Genomic DNA, 19498 nt, shown 5'->3' with positions numbered 1-19498 from the left:
GCACCCCGAGCACGGGTCACACCGGCCCTTTGACCTGTGACTTCAAGTTGGCGAAGGCTCAGTGTGCACCATCGTCTACTCGGGGGACCTGCCAGCCGCTGGGCGATATTCTTCTGGTTTGGACCTCGTGGGGGGGATCCGCAAGGCCGGTGTAACAGCATGCGCTCAAGTCTGTCGGCGTATCACGTCAACTGTCGCGCCGACACTGGTTCCGCCACGCCCTTTTACCGTCCGGAGTTCCTTGTGAAGAAACCTGCCCACGGTCGGCGTGTACTGGCCCGCATGGCCGCGCTGGCGACGGCCGTCACCCTGGCCGCCACGGCCACCGGTACGGCAGTCGCCGACACGCCCGAAGCGTCACGTGCGGCGAAGAACGCCGCCCTGAGTGCGGTCACGGCCGGGGCGCACAAGCCGACGCCAGCCGCGCCCGACTACTTCCTGTCCGGGATCCTCCCGTCGGGCCAGATGTACGTGTACATGCCCGACGGGAAGGCCGGCTTCGGGGCCCGGTCCGGGGCCTACGTATGGCAGCACCTCAAGTACGGGGCGTCGATCGACCTCGATATGACTGGCTATCAGGACGGCGCGTACCACGTCATGGACGACGGAACGCTGAACCTGTTCCGTCACGGACTGCTCAAGCGTGTGGGCGGCGGCTGGGGCCCGTATGACAGTGTCTTCGTGCCCGGCGCCCTGGGTGGTGCCAAGCACCCCGACCTGCTGGCGCGCGACAAGCAAGGCGTCCTGTGGCGCTGGCAGACCAGAACGGATGGCTCGCTGGCCCCGCGCACACAGGTTGGGGGCGGCTGGAACCAGTACACCCAGATCACTGGCCTCGGCGACCTCACCGGCGACATGAAGCCGGACATCGTCGCCCGCGACAAGCAGGGCGTCCTGTGGCTGTACAAGGGCACCGGCGACCTGCGCAGGCCGTTCGCCCCGCGGGTCCGCATCGGCGGCGGCTGGAACCAGTTCAACAAGCTGGTGGCCACCGGGGACGTCGACGGCGACGGCCACAGCGACCTGATCGCCCGTGACCCCAAGGGCGACCTCTGGCTGTACAAGGGGACCGGTAGAACAGCCGCACCCTTCGGGGCCAAGGTCAAGATCGGCTACGGCTTCGACCAGTACCGCGACCTCTTCTGATCGCGAAGATCCGGTGGGCGGTTGAGGCTCCTGCGGCGCAGAAGGCGATGGCCACTGACTGGACCACTGCGTTGCAGTCTCTGGGGCTGAGCTGAGACGCCGTTGTCTTTCCCCATGGCGGTCGTTGGGTTTCCGCTGTTCAGGCGAGGATGGCCGTGATCTGGGCGGGACTGCTGCCGTTCCGCGCGGGCGGCTCTCAGTCTGTGCGTTCGGACCCCGTGTCGGGCCTGCTTCATGGCGATCCCACCGGGAAGCGGCCCGACCCGGTGTTGAGAAGGGCCATTCCGAGTGGGGTGGGGCTGTGGAGAGCGGTGTTGCGGTGTCGCAGGGTTCGGATCAGTCCGGCTTCGCGAAGGACGGTGGCGTGCTCGCTGGCGCTGGCGGGCGCGATCGCGGCGAGCGTGGCCAGCTCCTTTGTGGAGCAGCCGGGGTGTTCGGCGATGGCGTTCAGCACCGATGCCCGCGTGCGGCCCAGCAGGGCCGGCACCGCCGCCGTGGAGGGGGTCGGATCAGGGGCGAGTGCTGTGAACCGGCGCAGCGGTTCGTCGAGGAGGGCGGGATACGTGATGAAGACAGGCGCGGGCGAAATGACGATGGTGCGCGTACAGAAAGCCGACGGCACCAGCGTGACGCCCTCCCCTTCCAAATGGAGGTCTCGGTCGGCCCCGTTGATCATCCTGATCTCCAGCACCGGCGGATTCCATCGGATCCACCGCGGGTTGGCACGGGCCAGCAACTCCTCGACGCCGCCGGTGAGGAGCTGGCGTGAACGCACGGTCCGGTCGGCCATGAAGTGGGTGTTGAGCCGGGGCCACAGCGGGCCGAGCAGGATGCCGTGGAGCTGGCTGAGCCCGGCGCAGACCTCGTTGAACAGCGACGCATCATCCGCCAGGTGGCGGGCCCACGCGGGGACACTGTTGTGCATCGCCACGTCCGCCAGATCCACCTGGATCTGTTTGCGGGACGTGGCTCGCACGTGTTCCAGAACTTCCTCGGGGGTGCCGGCCTGGGTCGGGCTGAGGAAGTCGGGCGTGGAGCCGACGGCGGGCATGAGAGACAGAGCCATGCGGGCCTGCTCGGACATCGCCGCGCGGGACTGTCGCCGCCAGGCGTCCAGCCGCGTCGGCTGGCTGCGGTCCTGCAGGGCACGTACCGCCAGTTCCAGCTCAAGCAGTGGCAGCGCGGCCTCGGACACCCGTGTACGGGCCAGATCCTGAAGCGTGAAGTGAATGCGATAGGCCACGACTCCCCCGTACTGCTCAGTCGCAGGAGATCCTCCCCACACGGCGAGGTCGCGGCCAGGTCGAATCAAGTCGACTCGTCACCACAGCACACCGGTGCTGGATCCGCGTCGCCTCGGGGGGATGAATCCGTGTCCGTGGCGTACGGACTCGCCTTCAGCACGGCGGGGACCGCGAAGGCGTCGTCGCTCCTGTCAGGCCCGGACCGGTTTCAGGACAGGTCCACGTTCTCCTCGCCGCTCCGGGGGACATGTCGCCCCCCGTACCGGCCGCACGGCTCCCGTCCGCCCAGGCCGACGACGTCCAAGAGGATATGTCCCTGATACCGCTGATTCAGTTCCGGCCGAATCAGAGCGAGCGGCGGCCACGGGGACTGGAAGCCTGAACCCGGATCCGGCGCCCCTTCGGCCGCGGCCCATAGCGTGTTCAGCAACCCATCGAGCCACGGCGGTTGTGACGTCGTTCGTCGTGCTCGCTGTGCCCGCGAGTACCTCCGAAGCGGGCGTTGCTTGCCCTTCTACCGGCTCCGTGGCCTGCGGATCGGGTCGTGGACGACCACTATCTGGGCACCGGTTATGCCCATGTCCACCTCAGCAACGGCGTGAACTGCAACAGCACCGCTACCGTCGTCTGGGCCAGAGTCACCAGTGCTCCGCGGGGCACCTCGGTATGGCTCGACTGGTCGGACGACGGACACGTCCCCCCGCACAGCCACCGCCAGTGCGGCTACTGGACGGTCGACGGAAGCCAGGGCCCCAACGACCGCTGGACCTGGGCCATGCCGAAACTCGACCACGCCTCCTTCCGGACCTGCGGCCAGGCGCCGGGACAGGCCATCTTCTGCACCGGCTGGAATTGGGGCGCATCGGTGAGTCGAGGTGATCCCGCCAGACCAGCCGGGAAAGTCGGCCGTGGTGCGGCGCCCACCCGCCGCACCACATCGATGCGCTGGCGCCGACCTCTGACTGCCTCATCCGCGACATTGCCGCGGGTAGCAGGTGTGGACCCCCGCGGAGTTCTGCCCGCACCCGTCAGGCCGCCGGGCCGTCCCGGGTATGCGTCGGGTTGGAGCCGCTCCCACCGTGACCCCGGCTGTCCTTGCCTTAAGAGCTCCTGTACTCAGAGGTGGGCGTGGAGAGTCATGAAGGATCGTCGCTCGATGAAGTGGTGGTGCACCGGCCGTGCTTCGCCGTCCACGAGGTCGACGCCGCACATGTACAGTTCCGGGCGGTTGGAGAGCAGTTCGAAGTCCCTTACCGCGTCCTCGAAGCGGCACACCGCTCCCGGTTCGGAAGCCGAGTCGATCACCAGCACGTGATCGTGCAGGGCCATCGGTGTCTGCCGGGCCCACTCCACGGCCTCATCGTCGGAGACACCACCCAGTGCAAGCGAACGGTGCGGGAGCTCCCGCCAGTCGATGCCCGATCCTGCCCACGGGAGCGTGCACAGGTACGCGTCGAACTCGGCGGAGAGAGCCACTGACCCCGCACTGGCACCATGCTCATCAAGCCAGGGAGAGATGCCATCGATACGCATGCTCAAAATGCTAAGCGATCTTGAGTACTGGGCTTCGCCTGGCCACTTCAGCTGCTGTGCCGCGCCCGCTGGGTTGGTGCATCGTCGTCCATGGGCGGGGGTGCACCGGGAGCATCGCGTGATGTTCCGTCAGGTGGTGTGTACGCCACGGTTGTTGAGGCCCGTCCGCAGGGCTCTTATCGCGTAGTGCGTGCGTGACTTGACCGTCCCGGGCGGTACGCCGAGCACGCGTGCCGTCTGGCTCACGCTGCGGCCCATGTAGTAGACGTGCAGCAGGACTTCGCGCTGGAACGGGGCGAGGTCGCGCATCGCGTCGACGACGACCTGGGCGGTGAGCGCGTGGTCCACGCCGTCCGGGACGGGATGATGCGCGATGTCCGGCTCCCCGGCCTCCTGCGGCCGTGCCCCGCGCCCCCGGTATCCGTCGATCACCAGGTTCCGTACGACGTGGAACAGCCAGGGCCGCAGCTCCTCCGCCGTGGGGTCGAGCTCGGCGGCATGCTGCCAGGCGCGGATCGCCGCCTCCTGGAGCACGTCCTCGGCGCGGTGCCAGTCCCCGCCCAGCATCCGTGCCGCGAAGTGCTGGAGCACGGAGCCGTGCCGTTCGTAGAGGGCCCGCAGGAACTCCTCGGTGGGTTCGGCGGACCGGAACGCGGTGCGGGGGAGCAGTTCGGGCATGGCGATCGCCTCCGTGCACTCCTGGTGTCAGGGATCGCTCAGAACCGACAGGACGCACCTGTCACACGGAGCGACAGGACAAGTTGTATGCCCAAACGGGCAGACCGAACGGGCCCGTTCCGATGCGCATTGCGACCGACTCTGACTGATTGGGCTTGCTTGAGCGGGCCGCCGACTGGTCTGGTGAGGGCCCGGGTGGCGTCTGCGGTGCCCGAATCGCGCATACGGATGCCCGATTGCCGTCCGGTGGCCGGCCGGTCACCGCCGAATCGGGCGCGGAGCCGGGCACCGGTCGAGCGTCGTTCCCGGATTCGAGCGACCCTACGTGGACGGGGCCGGGCTTCGCCCGGAAGTGGTTCATCGGGCTGCACTTCTGCGGCCCGATTCGGCCACCCCTGCGGCCCGGCCGGGCAGCCGTGCGGCAGGATCTGCCAACCCGGCCTGTTCAGAGGGGCGTTGAGTCGATCAGAAACGGGCAGAGGTGGGCGAGTGAGGGCTGTGAACGGGCAGGTGTGACGGTGCGTGGCAGCGGTATAAATCTTGGCGGGCCCATTCGGACGTCGAATGCCCGAACGGGCGGTGAAGGGCAGGAGGTGACATGCGTTCGGAAGAGCGGCACCAAAGACTCCTGACCCTGGCACGCCAGGAAGGCCGCGTCGAAGTCGCGGGCGTGGCGGCGGTCTTCGGGGTCGCCCCCGAGACGATCCGGCGTGATCTGAGCGAGCTGGAGCGCCGCGGCCTGGTGCGCCGCACGCACGGCGGGGCCTACCCGGTGGAGAGCGCGGGCTTCGAGACCAACCTCGCCCAGCGGGTCACCCTGCACGTGGAGAACAAGCGCCGCATAGCGGCCGAGGCCGTCAAGCGGCTGGGGGGAGCGGAGACCGTCTTCGTGGACGAGGGGTACACCCCCCAGATCCTTGCCGCGCTGCTGCCCACCGACCGTCCGCTGACCGTGGTGACCGCCTCGCTGTCGACGGCCGCGGCGATCGCCGACTCGGCCAACACCACGGTGCTGCTCCTCGGTGGACGGGTGCGCGCCCGGACGCTGGCCAGCGTCGGACCGTGGGCCTCGGCGATGCTCTCCGGCTTCGTCATCGATCTGGCCTATCTGGGGTCCAACGGCATCTCCAGGGAGTTCGGGCTCACCACGCCCGATCCGGCGGTCGCGGACGTCAAGGCGAAGGCCCTGGCCGTGTCCCGGCGGCGTGTCTTCATGGGCCACCATGGCAAGTTCGGGGCGAGCAGCTTCTGCCGCTTCGCCGAGGTCTCCGACTTCGAGACGATCATCACCGACACCGGCCTCTCCATCGGCGAGGCCCACCGGTACTCGCTGCTCGGCCCCCAGGTGGTCCGCGTCTGACCATCGGTTCACCCGCTCGGGAGGCCGACCGCACAGCGACAGTCTTGGAATGGGCGCTTCAACACAGGAAAGGCTGATCCAGCATGGCGACTACCAGGCGTATCGCGGCCGCAACGGCCATGGGACTGTCGGGCGCGCTGCTCGCCGCCTGCTCCGGCGCCGGCGGCACGGGCGGCGGCTCCGGCTCGCACTCCATCAACGTGCTGATGGTGAACAACCCGCAGATGGTCGACTTGCAGAAGCTGACCGCCGACCACTTCACGAAGTCCACCGGGATCAAGGTCAACTTCACCGTGCTGCCCGAGAACGACGTACGGGACAAGATCAGCCAGGACTTCGCGAGCCAGGCCGGGCAGTACGACATCGCCACCGTCAGCAACTACGAGGCGCCGATCTACGCGAAGAACAAGTGGCTCTCCCCGCTCACCGACCGGGCGAAAGGCGACGTCGGCTTCGACCAGGGCGACATCCTCCCCGCCATCCAGCAGTCCCTGACCGCCGACGGGCAGATATACGCCGAACCCTTCTACGGCGAATCGTCCTTCCTCATGTACCGCAAGGACGTCTTCGCGGCGAAGAACCTCACCATGCCCGAGCACCCCACCTGGACCCAGGTCGCCGACCTCGCGGCCAAGGCCGACGGGGCGCAGCCCGGCATGAAGGGCGTCTGCCTGCGCGGCCAGCCCGGCTGGGGCGAGGTGATGGCGCCGGTCACCACCGTCGTGAACACCATGGGCGGCACCTGGTTCGACAAGGACTGGACGCCCAAGGTGGACAGCCCCGAATTCACCAAGGCGGTCCAGTTCTATGTGGACCTGGTCCGTTCGCACGGCGAGGCGGGTGCCCCGCAGGCGGGCTTCACCGAGTGCCTCAACGACATGACGCAGGGCAAGGTGGCCATGTGGTACGACGCCACCTCCGCCGCCGGAGCCCTCGAAGCCGCCGGCTCGCCCGTCGCGGGCAAGATCGGATACGTGCCCGCGCCGGTCGAGCGGACCAAGAGCTCCGGCTGGCTCTACACCTGGGCGTGGGGCCTGCAGAAGGCGAGCCAACACCAGGACGACGCCTGGAAGTTCATCTCCTGGGCCTCCGGCAAGGGCTACGAGAACCTGGTCGGGCAGCAGCTCGGCTGGTCCAGGGTTCCTGCGGGCAAACGGACGTCGACGTACGCCAACCCCCAGTACGTCGCCGCGGCCCGGGCGTTCGCCACCGCGACCAAGGACGCGCTGACCGCCGTCGACCCGCTGAACCCCGGGGTGCAGGCCAGGCCCGCGCCCGGCATCCAGTTCGTCACCATCCCCGAGTTCACCGACCTGGGCACACGGGTGTCCCAGCAGATCAGCGCCGCCATCGCCGGGAAGACCAGCGTCGCGGACGCCTTGAAGAACGGCCAGAGCCGGGCCGAGGCGGTCGCCGACAAGCACAGGGGGCACTGACATGGCCGCCCCGCCCGTGGCCCGGCCCACCCGTCGCGCCCGGCCACCCGCGTCCCGCACCGCTGCGCGCCCGCGAGGTGCCTGGGCCCGCCGCGCCCCCCTGCTGCCCGCCCTGGTGTTCCTCGTCGTGGTCACCCAACTCCCCTTCGTGGGAACCCTGGTGATCTCCTTCATGCGGTGGAACGCGCTCGAACCGGACCGGCGCGCGTTCGGCGGCCTCGCCAACTACAAGGCCGCTTTCACCGACCCCGACCTGCGGTCCTCGATCCAGACCACCGTGGTCCTGACCGCCGCCGTCGTCCTGGTCAGCCTGCTCCTCGGGCTGGGGCTCGCCCTGCTCCTCGACCGGAAGTTCCCCGGCCGGGGCATCGTCCGCACGATGCTGATCGCCCCCTTCCTCGTCGTCCCGGTCGCCTCCGCACTGCTGTGGAAGCACGCCCTCTACAACGCCTCGTACGGGTTCATCAACGGCTCGCTGACCTGGATGTGGCAGCTCTTCGGCAGCGACAACGCCCCCCAGCCCGACTGGATGTCATCGAACCCCCTCATCGCCGTCGAGGTGTCGCTGATCTGGCAGTGGACCCCGTTCATGATGCTCATCCTGCTCGCCGGGCTGCAGAGCCGCCCACCGGACATCGTCGAGGCGGCCCGCGTCGACGGAGCCAGCGGCCCGCAGATCTTCCGCCACCTCACCTTTCCCCATCTGCGCCGCTATCTGGAGCTCGCCGCCCTGCTCGGCAGCATCTACGTGGTGCAGAACTTCGACGCCGTCTTCACCCTCACCTCCGGCGGCCTCGGCACCGCCAACCTCCCCTACACGGTGTACGCGACCTTCTACCAGGCGCACGACTACGGCCAGGCGTCCGCCGAAGGCGTCATCGTCGTCGCCTGCACCATGGCCGTCGCCACCTTGGCCCTGCGCACGGTGTCCTCCCTGTTCCGAGAGGAGACAAGGTGACCTCTGTCCCGCGAACCGTCCGCCGCGGCGCCTGGGGCATCGCCGCCTGGGCCTGCGGTCTGTTCTTCTTCCTGCCGTTCGCCTGGATGGTGCTGACCTCCCTGCACGCCGAACCGGACGCCGCGACCAACCCGCCGAGCGTCGGCGCCGCCCTCACCCTCCAGGGCTACCGGGAGTTCTTCGGCGTCGGCACCGGGGCCAGCCCCTGGCCGCCGCTCATCAACTCCCTCACCGCGAGTGTGATGTCGACCGTGCTCGTGCTGGCCCTCGCGACCCCCGCCGCGTACGCCCTGTCCATCAAACCCGTCCGCAAGTGGACCGACGTGCTGTTCTTCTTCCTCTCCACGAAGATGCTGCCCGCCGTCGCGGGCCTGCTGCCCGTCTACCTGATCGCCAAGAACGCCGGAATGCTCGACAACATCTGGCTCCTGGTCATCCTCTACACCTCGATGAACCTGCCGGTCGCCGTGTGGATGATGCGGTCCTTCCTCGCCGAGGTGCCCGTCGAGATCCTGGAGGCGGCTGCCATCGACGGCGCCGGACTGCCGACCGTCCTGGTGCGCATCGTCGGCCCGGTGGCGGCGCCCGGCATCGCCGCGACCGCGTTGATCTCCTTCATCTTCAGCTGGAACGAGCTGTTGTTCGCCCGCGTGCTCACCGGCGTCGTGGCCGGTACCGCACCTGTCTTCCTCACCGGGTTCGTCACCAGCCAGGGTCTGTTCCTGGCCAAGGTGTGCGCCGCCGCCGTCTGTGTCTCGCTACCGGTGCTCGTCGCCGGGTTCGCCGCCCAGGACAAGCTGGTCCAGGGCCTGTCTCTGGGAGCCGTCAAGTGAAAGCCGCCGTCATCAGTGCTCCCGGAGCCGTATCGATCGAGACCGTCGACGATCCGGCTCCGGGCCTCCGGGAGGTGGTGGTCCAGGTTGCCGCGTGCGGTCTGTGCGGCACTGATCTCCATATCCTCCAGGGCGAGTTCGCGCCCTCGCTGCCCCTGGTGCCGGGCCATGAGTTCGCGGGGGAGGTCGTCGCCGTCGGCGCCGGGGTCCACGAGCTGTCGGTGGGCGACCGGGTCGCGGTCGACCCCTCCCTCTACTGCAACGAGTGCCACTACTGCCGTCTGGGCCGTAACAACCTGTGCGAGCGGTACGCGGCGATCGGTGTCACCACTTCGGGTGCGGCGGCCGAGTTCGCCCTCGCCCCCGCCGCGAACTGCGTGCGCTTGCCCGACCACATACGGACCGAGGACGCGGTGCTGATCGAGCCACTGTCGTGCGCGGTGCGCGGGTACGACGTCCTGCGCGCCCCGATGGCCTCCCACGTCCTGATCTACGGCTCGGGCACGATGGGGCTGATGATGCTGGAGCTGGCCAAGCGGACCGGGGCAGCCACCGTCGACGTGGTCGACATCAACCCACGACGACTGTCCACGGCCAAGGAACTGGGGTGTACGCACACCGCTGCGACGGCCGACGAGTTCGACCGGCCGCGCGGCTGGGACGTCGTCATCGACGCCACCGGCAGTGAACGGGCCATCCAGGACGCCATCGGCAGGGTGGCCCGGGGTGGTACCTACCTGCAGTTCGGGGTGGCCGACTACGCCGCGCGGGCGACCATCGAGCCGTACCGCATCTACAACCAGGAGATCACCATCACCGGTTCGATGGCCGTGCTGCACAGCTTCGAGCGGGCGGCGGCGCTCTTCGCGACGGGCGTGCTCGACCCGGAGGTCTTCATCAGCGACCGGCTTCCGCTGACCGACTACGCTGCCGCGCTCGGTCAGTTCCAGGCGGGCCACGGCCGGAAGATCCTGGTGACGCCGTAACGCGCGGCGTCCCGTCAGCTCCTCTTGAAGAACTCGATCTCCCCCAGGGCGATATGGCGCCCCTGACCCGTCCCCGCCGCCGAGCGCACGACGAGTTGCACCGTGACGACGTCGCTGATGCCGGTCGGTATGGTCTGCGGCCCGGGCTTGTCGGTGAGCGTGATCGCCTTGTGGGCCACCAGCCCCTTCGACGTGGTCGTGACGAGGTCGACCGTGATGGGCCGCGCCTCGCTGCGGTACACCGGCGGATCCGTCGACGCGCCACTGGTCACGACGAGGTCCACCAGGCGGAACGGGGCCTGGAACGTGAACGTCAGCGAGTCGCCGACCGAGGGGGCGCCCCAGTATTTGTTGCTGAGGCCGTCCGTGGCGTTTCCCGCCGGGTGACCGGGGATCTCGGCGCTCGCGGTGACCCTGGACGGGCTGACAGCCGTCGCTTTGCCGAGCTTGTCGCGGGTGTCCTCGAACAGGGAGCGCCCGGCGGGCAGCAGGAAGAGGACCCCGACGGCGAGGGCCGCCAGGACGGCCAGCGTCACGAGCGTACGGAACAGACGCCCCGAGCCGCTGCGCACCCGGCGACGGAACGGCCAGCGGGTGCGCCACCACGGCAGCGGGGCCACCGGCTCCGCCGCCTGGAGTGGAGCGGCGCAGCGGCGGCAGAACCTTCGCCCGGGCTGATTCGGCGTGCCGCACACCGGGCAGGGCGGACCGTCCGTCTGGTGCACCTCGGCAGGCCGCACGACGGGACGCCCCGCCACGGGCTTCGCGGGCTGGACGGCGGTGATGGGGGCGGGATCGGCGGCGGCCGACTGTGACGCGACCGAAGGCGCCGGTTGCACGGGTGTTGCCGGGGCCGGTGGTGCGGCGGGGCTGGTGGGGGCGGCAGAAGCGGCGTGCGGGGGAGCCGTGGCGGGGCCCGACGCTGACGGACCCGCGGATGGAGCCGCCGCCCCCGGAGCGGCTTGCGGACTGGTGCCCTGTGCCTGTGCGCTCTCGGGCTCGCGGCCCGGCTCGGTCACGCCGTTGCCCGCGGATGCCGCCGTGCCGGTCCCCGTGGCCGGGGAGTTCGCCGCGGTGGCTGCGGCTTCGGCGATGCTCCCCGATCCCGTTGCGCCCGGCCCCGGCGCGCCGCTCTGCCGGGACCATCCCAGGTACGAGCCGCAGTTGCCGCAGAAGTCGTCCGTCTCCCCGTTCGCGGCTCCGCACGCCGGACACGAGCGCATGGCGTCAACTCCCTTCGTGGGCGGACAGCGGGGGCAGGACCTCGACCCGGCAGGCGACGTGGACGGGGCAGGACGCCCGGACGATGTCGAGCACCTTGGCCTCGTCCACGGCGCGGGTTCGCCCCGGCCGCACGCGGACCAGGACATCCTCGACAGTCCCGGCGGGCAACTCCGAGCCCGCGGTCGCCGACCAGGTCGCGCCACCGCCGTCCACGACCTCCGCTTCCACGCCGAGGCACAGGCGGAGCCGTTCGACGAGCCCGCGCCGGGTGCCGCGCCTGCGGTGCAGCTCCATGGCGCGGACGACGACGTCGCGGCGCAGCTCCTCGGGCTGCTCGGGATCGACGCCGATGCCCACCCAGGAGGACAGCCACTCGACGAAGTCCGACGGCGCGAGACGCGGATCGAGGTAGGCGGGCAGGTTGTCGAGCGTGGACAGGACGGGGGCGAGGACGGTGTCGAGCCCGGCGGTGAACCGCTGTGCCAGATCGTCGTCCGCGTACAGTGCGGGCAGCAGACCACCGATCGGATGGCGACTCGGCAACCCCGGAATGGCGGCTCTGGTCATCGCTCGACACCGCCCGATTCCGCCTCGGTCACGACGACTTGGTGCTGGTAGGAGAACACCAGCGCGTGCGTCGCGATGTCGATCCGCTCGGCCGGGGCGCCGCGCCGTCCGGTGATCGGGTCGGCGGGGAACATCCGGACCTCCTCCACCAGGCCGCGCCCGACGACCCGTTGGAGCACGCCGAACACCTCCCCGTACTGCACGGGCCTGCCGAACGGCCAGCCGTCCCCGTCGGCCCCTCCGCGCAGCGGGTCTAGGTGACGGAACAGTGCCGCCAGCGCTGCCTCGCGCACCCGGTCCGTCTGACCTGCGGGCGCCGAGAGCCGGGCGACCACCGTGACGCCCTGGTAGGCGGGCGGCTCCACGACCAGACGCGTCCCGATCAGGCGCCGCTCGTCCAGCTGCGTCGCGATCGCCCTCAACACCTGCTCGGACGGAATCAGTTGCTCGAAGCGCAACCGGTCTCCCTCGTCCGCGACCGCGTCGGGCACCACGAGGACCCGCACCGCCCCGGCCTCGGCAGCGGTGGCGGGCACGCAGCGCACCCGGCGCACGGACGGCGCGGCCTGTCGGGCCACGATCTCGTAGTCCTCTGCGGTGACGGCCCGCTCCTGCATGCGCAGCGCGTTCGGCGCCCGCAGCTTCGCGTTCTCGACACTCTCCCCGTCGACGCCGCCGCGTGCCGCCTCCCGGTTCTCCACCCGGGCGATGTACGGAACGGAGCTGCGCAGCACGGAGATCGCGCCACGCGCGACGTTCCCGCCCGCGCCACCGCCCGTCCGGTAGCGGAGCACCCGCACGTGCGCGCCCTTCTCGGGAACGGCGCCATACATGCGCAGCGATCCGTCGGGCTCGCGTACGGCGGGCGGAAACGTGAACGTACCCGAGGTCGCGTCGATCACCACGTGATGGTCGGTCGGCGAGGAGTCGCCGAAGTGCTCGACGGCCCGCCACCTCCGCCAGCCCTGCTGCGAGGACACCTCGACGACGGGCGGTTCCCCGTCGAGCAGGATCGGTGGCCGGGCCACGGAGAACCGCTGGCCCGCGACCCCCTCGGACATCCCCAGGGACGCCTCGCCGACGGTCTCCGCGTGCTCCACGGGAGCTGTGCCGCCGACGGTGAACACCTCGGCCTCGCGGACCGTCGGCGACTCCGAGTAGAACGGCTGCCCGGGCTCGGCTTCTGTGACCCGGCAGCGCAGCCAGCCGCCGCGGGTGCCCGCGACCACCGACGCGGTGTGCCCCGCCGGGACGTACAGGATGACCTCGCCCGGCCGGTTGAGTCCGCCGGTCGTGTCCGAGCCGGTCTCACAGGGCAGCCAGCGCGCGCCGTCCCACGCCTCCCACAGCAGCGGCGGCTGACGCGGGTCCACGCCGACACCCTCGACGCGGCTGTCGAGGTGCACGGAGACGATGCACCGGGGTACGGCCATGGGCAGCCCGAACAGCATCGCGTCGCCGGGCGCGGGGGCGGCCTGGAAGCAGCGGATGTCGCGGCCCTCGGCGAGCGCCGTGGTGCGGTCCGTCTGCTCCCCGCCGACCGGCATCGTCACCAGACGGATCAACTCGCTCGGAATGACGGGGAGTTCCTCGGTGGTGGCGAACACCACCGGATCCCCGCTCTCGCCGCGCGCCGTCGCGACCTCGGTGCCGGCGCGCAGCGTCACCGTCTCGGGCTGCGGCGCCGACAGCCAGAAGTCGACCTCGGCGGTGGCCGCCGCCGGCGGGAACAGCCGGATGCCCAGGAGGTCGAGGAATGCCGAATAGTTCTTCTCCGGCACCCGGTTGAGGCGGTAGAGGAGCTGGTCGACCATGTAGGCGAACGTCTCGATGAGCGTCACGCCCGGGTCCGAGACGTTGTGGTCGGTCCATTCGGGCGCGCGCTGTTGTACGTACCGTTTGGCCTCGTCGACCAGCTGCTGGAAGCGGCGGTCGTCCAGATTCGGCGAGGGCAGGGCCATCAGCTCGCCTCCCTTTCCGCGGCGACGTCCCCGGTGCCCTCCTGGGACGGGATCGTGTAGAAGGGGAAGACGAGGTTGCGGCGGTTGTTGGTGGAGCGCACCGTGTACCGCACGTCGATGTAGAGAACGCCGTCGTCCACCGCGTCGAACGCGATGGCCACGTCGTTCACCTCGATACGCGGCTCCCAGCGCTCCAGGGCCACGCGGACCTCCTGGGCGATGAGCCCGGCGGTGGCGCCGTCGCCCGGGGCGAAGACGTAGTCGTGGATGCCGCACCCGAACTCGGGCCGCATCGGCCGCTCTCCCGGTGCGGTGCCGAGCACGAGCCGGATGGCTTCCTCGATCTCCCGGTCCCGTTCGACCATGCCGATGCCGCCGGTGGCGCCCACGCGCAGGGGGAAGCCCCAGCCGCGCCCGATGAACCGCTCGCTCACATCGGCCCCCCGATGAGGACGTCGAACGCGCCGCTCACGATCTGTGCCCCGCAGGTCGTCCGGTCCCGCATCCGCGCGGCGGGCAGTCCGCCGATGAGCACTTCGCCGGTCAGAAGCCCGGCCGGACTGGGCAGGACCAGGTTCGCCGGGCCCAGCTCCACGTGGGGCACGCACTCGTGGAGGCTGCCGACGACGGCGGCGGGACGGCCCCCGATGAGCACGGTGGCGACCGTGATCGCTCCGGGGGGCGGGGTGGCGATGATGCCGCCGTGGTCGGTGGCGTCGCCCGTGCGGGCCGCGGGGGGCATGGTCTTCTCTCCTTGCCGGTGCCGATGAGTCGTTCGGGACAGTGATCTGATGGTCAATCAACAAATGGTGTGAGGAGGTCAGTTGATGCGAATGAGGGCTGCCTTGAGAACGGCTAACAGCCCGCCGTCCACGTTGACCGCGGTCTTGCCGTTGATGTTCACCGAGGCGGCGTCCACCGTGGCCTCGGTCGTGCCCCTGATGTCCACCGAGGCGCCCTTCACGGTCACCTTGCCCGTGCCCGCGTCCAGGGTGATTCCGGAGGGGGACAGGGTCACCGAGCTCATCGGACGCGAGCCGCTCGCGTCGTACAGGGTCATGGAGACGCGGTTGCGGCGCTCGTCGAGCCGGACTTCGAGCCGGTCGTCGCCGCTGGAGAGCCGCACTCCGGACGGTCCCCGGCCCGGGGCGTCGAGCAGCTCGACGCGGTTGCCCGAACGGGACGCCAGGGACCGCCGGTTGACCGTGCCGCGCGACTTGTCCACGAGGGGCCCCCGGTGCGGCGAGGGTTTGTCGACGCCGTTGTACAGGCCGCCGATGACGTATGGGCTGTCGAGGATCCCCTGCTCGAAGCCGACCAGCACCTCGTCGTTCACCTCGGGACTGAACACGCCGCCACCGCCCTGGCCGCCCCACTGCACCGTGCGCACCCAGTCCGTCTCGTAGTCCTCGTCGAGCCAGGGGAACTTGAGCCGCACCCAGCCGCGCCCGCCCCCTCCCGGCTCGCGGATGTTGGACACCACGCCGATCGCGAGGCCCGGCATGCGCGGCCCCCTGGAGGGCGCGTCGGAGCAGGTGGCCAGGCCCGCGAGGGAGCGGTCGGGCGTGGTGCTGACCAGGAGCGTCGTCCGGTAGCCGCCATGGGGTTCCAGGACGTGGTGCGCGGCGGTCGCCGTGTAGCGGCCGCTGAACGCGGGGCCGACGTTGCCGAGCGTCACGGGCAGCCCGGCTCGCAGCCGGGGGTTCCCTTCGACGACCGCCTCCAGCTCCGCGAAGCCCGAACTCACCGATGCCGCGACGGCGTCGGCCACCGATTCGGTCTCCGCCTGTGTGCGGTAGGGCATGTCGGTGACGGTCAACTGGGACGAGCCGCCGAACGCGCTGCTGACCGTCGACGGCCGCATTCCCGGCGTCACCCGCTGGCTGCGTACGGACGGCTGCCGGGTCACCAGCGGGGTCTTGGTGTTGACGTCCCAGCCCCGCACCTCCACGCTCCCCGCCCCGTCGGCGCTGGTGAGGACCGCGCGCAGGACCAGGAGGTTGCGCGCGTACTCAAGGACCATCGGGTCCTGCGTGGCCGGCGTGGAGGGGGCGGGCGCGGACGCGGCGGGCTTCGGCTTCACGAACTGGAGCAGCCCCTTGTCGTCGACGCGCACCTGTGCGCCGCTCTCACCGGCCAGGAACTGCAGGAAGTCCCAGTCCGAGACATTGGCCTGGGACAGCTGCCGGTAGGTGATCGGGGCGGCTTCGACGCGCCCGCAGGCGAGCCCGGCCCCGGCCGCGACCTTGCGCACGATGGCGGCGGCCGTCATGTTGCGGTAGGCCACCACCTTGCGGCCGCGCTGCAGCCGGTGCGCCTTCGAGTACGCGCGCACCACGGTGAACGACCCGGTCGTGTCGCTGTCCAGTTCGAGGGCGGTCACCTCCCCGGTGAACAGCAGCTCCCGCGCCTGCCCTTGGACGGTGACGACCGAGATGCGCAACTCGGTGCCGATGGTGATGCCGGTCGCGGTGAGGAGCTCGTGGTCCGGGTCGCGGTAGGTGAGGACCGCGGTGTCGGGCAGCGCGACGTTCTCGTCGACCACGCAACTCACCAACTGCGTGATCCACTCGGCTGGCAGCTCCGCGGGAGCCTCCACGATCGGGTCGGCGGCGAAGGACCGGCCGCCCTGGGCCTCGGGCGTGGTCATCCTGTCTCCTCCTGTACGGCACGCTGCGCGCCCGGCACGAGCAGTTCCGTGCCGGGCGCGAGCACCATGGGATCGTCGATGCCGTTGGCCTCCGCGATCACCCGCCATGCGGTGGCGTCCCCGTACTCGCGCCAGGCGAGCAGCGGCAGGCTGTCTCCCGCCACGACCCGATGGGTGCTGCGCGCCTCAAGCGCACCCGAGGTGGGGTTCTGGCCCGCCGGGTCGACGCTGGCCTCCTCGATGGTGAGGCTGCACTTCGCGCGCAGGGGCTTGCCGTCGACGTCGAACAGCGTGTAGGTCACGGAGAGTTGGGACATCACGCCGTTGAACGCCGTTGTCTTGGTGGAACCCCAGTTGAAACGCACCCACGGGCTCGCGGGCTTCTTCCGTGCGAGGCTGCTCCGTGTGGGCACGCACGCCTTCATCAGCTTTTCCACGGCCTGCTCCACCGAGTTGTCGTGCTTCGCCGTTCCGTCCAGGAACACTTCCAGGCTCAGCGAACGCGGCCCGCTGCCGACGAACTCGGGCAGCGCGGACTGTCCCGCCATCCGGGAGGGCGTGCGCCGCCACTCGGTGTTCTTGCTCAGCGACAGGGACGACGGATTGAACTGCAGCTCGATCAGCTCAAGCACGCCGCCGGGCTTCGCGCCGACCCTCGCGGGCGGCTCCATGATGGTGAGCTTGGCACGGGCTCGGCTCGTGCCGGTTGCGGGGGACATACCGATTCCTCCTTCCGGTGGCGGTCATGACGAGGACGAGCGTCAGCGCTGTCGTGACTGATTGAGGGTGCGTCAGAAGACCTTCAGTCCCTCGTGTGCGATCTCCAAGGTCTCGACGGCGGCCTCCGAGCTGCCGGGATCGAAGGACGGGCCCTGCCAGCGGACCGGCACGATGCCGTGGACCTGCCAGCTGATGATGGGGGTCAGATCCGGTTTGAGCGCGACGATCTCCCCGTCCTTGGGCTCGACGTGCTGGACGATCTGGTCGAACCAGCGCGCGATCTTGGCCGTCTCCCGGGTGACGGGGCGGGTCAGCGTGATGTTCGACCAGGTGACACGGCCCGGCAGTTGCCAGTCGAAGCTGTTGTTGCCGCCCTCGGCGTACGTCTCGATCTCGACCTCGGCACCGAGCCCCGAGCAGGTCTGGAAGGTGCCCAGGTCGTTGCCGCCGATCGCGAGCTTGAAGAACGGGGTCGTCGCGAAGATGTTGTCGGTCATGGGGTGGGGGTTCCTCTCCTCAGCGGCGTCCGTCGTGCAGGCGTCCGGCTCGTTCCCGTCCGCGGCGCAGATCGGCACGTAGCAACCTGGCCACCGGATCGATGAGCCGGCGGGCGAGATCCTCCACGTCGATCCCGTCGCCGTGCTGCGGGGGTACCGTGCTCTGCTCGGCGGACGACGAGGTCTTCTTGACCGGCACGGGTATGCGCGAGCGTGGTGTCGGAGCGTCGGTGGGTTTGCTGTCCTCGGGGGCGCGTTGGATCGGCGCCGACGCCGCCGTGGTGCGAGTGGCGGCCTTGAGCGGCGGCTGGGTGCCGGCGCGCGGGCTGGGGGCCGCCGCGTCCGGGGGCGGGGGGACCGTCGTCGGCGGTGCCATGGAGATCGGCAGGCGCTGCACCGGTGCGGTCGCGGAGGGCGAGACGGGCGGTGCGGGACGGACGACCGGGGTACGGTGCGGCGCGCGCGCCCGGGGAGCGGTGTCCGGGCCGGAGGAGCGTGCGGAGTCCGCCGCCGAGCGTGCGGGACCCCGCGCCGCGACGGCGGACTGCACCGTCGGGAGCGTGGCCTGTACGTTCTGGGGTGTGGCCTGCGGTTCCGGAGATGAGGTCTGCACGTTCGGGAGTGGGGCCCGCACCTTCGAGGGTGTGGCCTGCGGTTCCGGGGACGCGGTCCGCGCCGCCGGGAGCGCGGTCTGTCCCTCCAGGGGTACGCCGCGCCGGGTCCGTCCCTTGCTCTGGCGTTCGGGCCCGTCCCGGTGCCGGGACGGGCCCGACGCGCGGGGCGGGTCGGCCGGAAGGGAAGGCTGCCGGCGGGAGGGCGCCGTCTGTACGGTGGGCACCGCATCGCTGCTCCATCGCGCCGCGACGACCGGACGCGCGACAGCCGCGGTCGGAGCGGGCGATGTCGCCGAGAAGCCCGCACTCGCCACCGTCTTCACGCCCAACGACCGCTCGGGCAGCAGGGCGCGCGAGCGCTGCGGAAGGGGTAGAGCGTTGGCTTGTGCGGCGCCGTACAAGGACCGGCCCGTCGTACGTGCCTTGGCCACGGGGGTGCGGCCGTTCGGGGCTCCACCGCCGCGCGTTGCCTGCGCGCCCGGGCCGTCCGTCACGGCCGCGCGCCGCGCGGAGGCGGGGACGGCAGGGCCTCGCACGGGTAGGGACGACCGGTCGGTCTGCCGGGCGGGTGAACTCGGGGATTCGGCGCGTGAGATGGGATGGTCGGCTGTGCCTGCGGCTGTCTGCCGCGACGGGGCAGAACGCTTGCCCAGCAGCGGGGCATCCGGGGCGGTGGCCGTAGGTGGCAGGGAAGGGAGCGGTGCGCCGATGCCGCTGCGGGGGTGAGCCCGGTGCGACGGGGCGTCGGCGGGCGGCAGTGCCGGCGCTCCGGACGCGGTCGCGGGCGTCTGAGGGGCCGCACCTGCCGCAGGGGCTGGAGTCGGCGATGAGGGCTTGGCTGGTTCGGGAACGGCCTGGCGTTGTACGAGCGGCAGAGGCGGCGGCGTTGCCCCGGCGTCGGGGGTTACGCCGGACCGGCTGGACTCAGGGGAAGCCAAGGGGCGGGCACTTGTGGGGAGTTCATGCAGCGGCTCACCCAGTGCGGGCCGTACGGGCACGTCCGATTCCGGGGAGGCGGAGGGTGCGGCAGCGCGCTGGACGTCCGGCGGGACGGGTACGGGCACCTGAGCTGTGTTACCCGTCGCGGCCGG

General features: G+C 70.5%; 18 protein-coding genes. 6 read left to right on the top strand and 12 right to left on the bottom strand.

Translation table 11 applies throughout. The annotated features are described in order from the left end of the window. The first annotated feature begins 282 nt into the window (after positions 1 to 282). On the top strand, positions 283 to 1146 hold the full coding sequence (locus tag BG418_RS08725; RefSeq protein ID WP_188273255.1) for a VCBS repeat-containing protein: 864 nt from the start codon (positions 283 to 285) through the stop codon (positions 1144 to 1146). 232 nt (positions 1147 to 1378) lie between these two features. On the opposite strand, the gene BG418_RS08720 is transcribed toward BG418_RS08725, so the two are convergent. The 3 genes from BG418_RS08720 to BG418_RS08710 all read right to left on the bottom strand — a co-directional run bounded on the left by BG418_RS08720 (position 1379) and on the right by BG418_RS08710 (position 4601). After that, on the bottom strand, positions 1379 to 2341 hold the full coding sequence (locus BG418_RS08720) for a winged helix-turn-helix domain-containing protein (protein WP_317453570.1): 963 nt from the start codon (positions 2339 to 2341) through the stop codon (positions 1379 to 1381). 1165 nt (positions 2342 to 3506) lie between these two features. Continuing rightward, positions 3507 to 3866 (bottom strand): hypothetical protein, encoded by a 360-nt coding sequence (locus BG418_RS08715; protein WP_188273148.1) that lies wholly within the window; start codon positions 3864 to 3866, stop codon positions 3507 to 3509. A 186-nt stretch (positions 3867 to 4052) separates the two neighbouring features. Then, entirely contained in the window at positions 4053 to 4601 is a 549-nt protein-coding gene (locus BG418_RS08710) for a sigma-70 family RNA polymerase sigma factor (RefSeq protein WP_188273147.1), read from the bottom strand. Between the two features lie 598 nt (positions 4602 to 5199). On the opposite strand from BG418_RS08710, the gene BG418_RS08705 reads away from it, so the two are divergent. The 5 genes from BG418_RS08705 (at position 5200) to BG418_RS08685 (ending at position 10174) form a co-directional block, all read left to right on the top strand. Beyond that, positions 5200 to 5961 carry a DeoR/GlpR family DNA-binding transcription regulator gene (locus BG418_RS08705; RefSeq protein WP_188273146.1) on the top strand — a complete coding sequence of 254 codons (762 nt, stop codon included), beginning with the start codon at positions 5200 to 5202 and terminating at the stop codon, positions 5959 to 5961. Positions 5962 to 6044: 83 nt separating this feature from the next. Beyond that, positions 6045 to 7397: a sugar ABC transporter substrate-binding protein gene (locus tag BG418_RS08700; RefSeq protein ID WP_188273145.1), complete on the top strand. Its 1353-nt coding sequence runs from the start codon at positions 6045 to 6047 to the stop codon at positions 7395 to 7397. 1 nt (position 7398) lies between these two features. Then, entirely contained in the window at positions 7399 to 8355 is a 957-nt protein-coding gene (locus BG418_RS08695) for a carbohydrate ABC transporter permease (protein ID WP_188273144.1), read from the top strand. Continuing rightward, positions 8352 to 9188 (top strand): carbohydrate ABC transporter permease, encoded by an 837-nt coding sequence (locus tag BG418_RS08690; protein ID WP_188273143.1) that lies wholly within the window; start codon positions 8352 to 8354, stop codon positions 9186 to 9188. The genes BG418_RS08695 and BG418_RS08690 overlap by 4 nt, the downstream gene beginning before the upstream one ends. Further along, positions 9185 to 10174 (top strand): zinc-dependent alcohol dehydrogenase family protein, encoded by a 990-nt coding sequence (locus BG418_RS08685; RefSeq protein ID WP_188273142.1) that lies wholly within the window; start codon positions 9185 to 9187, stop codon positions 10172 to 10174. The genes BG418_RS08690 and BG418_RS08685 overlap by 4 nt, the downstream gene beginning before the upstream one ends. A 14-nt stretch (positions 10175 to 10188) precedes the next feature. Here BG418_RS08685 and BG418_RS08680 read toward each other — a convergent pair whose 3' ends face one another. From BG418_RS08680 to BG418_RS08640, 9 genes are all read right to left on the bottom strand, one after another. Further along, a complete protein-coding gene (locus BG418_RS08680; RefSeq protein ID WP_188273141.1) occupies positions 10189 to 11397 on the bottom strand; it encodes a zinc ribbon domain-containing protein in 1209 nt (402 codons plus the stop codon). Positions 11398 to 11401: 4 nt separating this feature from the next. Beyond that, entirely contained in the window at positions 11402 to 11965 is a 564-nt protein-coding gene (locus tag BG418_RS08675) for a phage tail protein (protein WP_188273140.1), read from the bottom strand. Further along, positions 11962 to 13926: a putative baseplate assembly protein gene (locus tag BG418_RS08670; RefSeq protein ID WP_188273139.1), complete on the bottom strand. Its 1965-nt coding sequence runs from the start codon at positions 13924 to 13926 to the stop codon at positions 11962 to 11964. Before BG418_RS08670 ends, BG418_RS08675 begins: the two co-directional genes overlap by 4 nt. Next, positions 13926 to 14360, bottom strand: coding sequence for a GPW/gp25 family protein (locus BG418_RS08665; RefSeq protein WP_188273138.1), 435 nt, complete (start codon positions 14358 to 14360; stop codon positions 13926 to 13928). Before BG418_RS08665 ends, BG418_RS08670 begins: the two co-directional genes overlap by 1 nt. Further along, positions 14357 to 14668, bottom strand: coding sequence for a PAAR domain-containing protein (locus tag BG418_RS08660; RefSeq protein WP_188273137.1), 312 nt, complete (start codon positions 14666 to 14668; stop codon positions 14357 to 14359). The genes BG418_RS08665 and BG418_RS08660 overlap by 4 nt, the downstream gene beginning before the upstream one ends. A gap of 78 nt (positions 14669 to 14746) precedes the next feature. Further along, positions 14747 to 16576 (bottom strand): VgrG-related protein, encoded by a 1830-nt coding sequence (locus tag BG418_RS08655; RefSeq protein WP_188273136.1) that lies wholly within the window; start codon positions 16574 to 16576, stop codon positions 14747 to 14749. Further along, positions 16573 to 17295 (bottom strand): LysM peptidoglycan-binding domain-containing protein, encoded by a 723-nt coding sequence (locus BG418_RS08650; protein ID WP_188273135.1) that lies wholly within the window; start codon positions 17293 to 17295, stop codon positions 16573 to 16575. Before BG418_RS08650 ends, BG418_RS08655 begins: the two co-directional genes overlap by 4 nt. 72 nt (positions 17296 to 17367) lie before the next feature. Beyond that, complete coding sequence (locus BG418_RS08645; protein ID WP_188273134.1) at positions 17368 to 17793, bottom strand: phage tail protein; 426 nt, start codon at positions 17791 to 17793, stop codon at positions 17368 to 17370. A 19-nt stretch (positions 17794 to 17812) separates the two neighbouring features. After that, positions 17813 to 18901: a hypothetical protein gene (locus BG418_RS08640; protein ID WP_188273133.1), complete on the bottom strand. Its 1089-nt coding sequence runs from the start codon at positions 18899 to 18901 to the stop codon at positions 17813 to 17815. Between the last annotated feature and the right edge of the window lie 597 nt (positions 18902 to 19498).

This window comes from Streptomyces sp. CBMA152 (assembly GCF_014596475.1).
GTDB lineage: Bacteria > Actinomycetota > Actinomycetes > Streptomycetales > Streptomycetaceae > Streptomyces.
The sequence above is the reverse complement of the archived record's forward strand: the minus strand, read 5'-3'. Positions and strand labels throughout refer to the sequence as shown.

Excerpts from the sequence above, each read along its gene's own strand:
- BG418_RS08725 (WP_188273255.1), top strand. The coding sequence starts at position 283 with ATGGCCGCGCTGGCGACGGCCGTCACCCTGGCCGCCACGGCCACCGGT.
- BG418_RS08710 (WP_188273147.1), bottom strand. The coding sequence starts at position 4,601 with ATGCCCGAACTGCTCCCCCGCACCGCGTTCCGGTCCGCCGAACCCACC.
- BG418_RS08705 (WP_188273146.1), top strand. The coding sequence starts at position 5,200 with ATGCGTTCGGAAGAGCGGCACCAAAGACTCCTGACCCTGGCACGCCAG.
- BG418_RS08700 (WP_188273145.1), top strand. The coding sequence starts at position 6,045 with ATGGCGACTACCAGGCGTATCGCGGCCGCAACGGCCATGGGACTGTCG.
- BG418_RS08695 (WP_188273144.1), top strand. The coding sequence starts at position 7,399 with ATGGCCGCCCCGCCCGTGGCCCGGCCCACCCGTCGCGCCCGGCCACCC.
- BG418_RS08680 (WP_188273141.1), bottom strand. The coding sequence starts at position 11,397 with ATGCGCTCGTGTCCGGCGTGCGGAGCCGCGAACGGGGAGACGGACGAC.
- BG418_RS08675 (WP_188273140.1), bottom strand. The coding sequence starts at position 11,965 with ATGACCAGAGCCGCCATTCCGGGGTTGCCGAGTCGCCATCCGATCGGT.
- BG418_RS08670 (WP_188273139.1), bottom strand. The coding sequence starts at position 13,926 with ATGGCCCTGCCCTCGCCGAATCTGGACGACCGCCGCTTCCAGCAGCTG.
- BG418_RS08660 (WP_188273137.1), bottom strand. The coding sequence starts at position 14,668 with ATGCCCCCCGCGGCCCGCACGGGCGACGCCACCGACCACGGCGGCATC.
- BG418_RS08655 (WP_188273136.1), bottom strand. The coding sequence starts at position 16,576 with ATGACCACGCCCGAGGCCCAGGGCGGCCGGTCCTTCGCCGCCGACCCG.
- BG418_RS08650 (WP_188273135.1), bottom strand. The coding sequence starts at position 17,295 with ATGTCCCCCGCAACCGGCACGAGCCGAGCCCGTGCCAAGCTCACCATC.
- BG418_RS08645 (WP_188273134.1), bottom strand. The coding sequence starts at position 17,793 with ATGACCGACAACATCTTCGCGACGACCCCGTTCTTCAAGCTCGCGATC.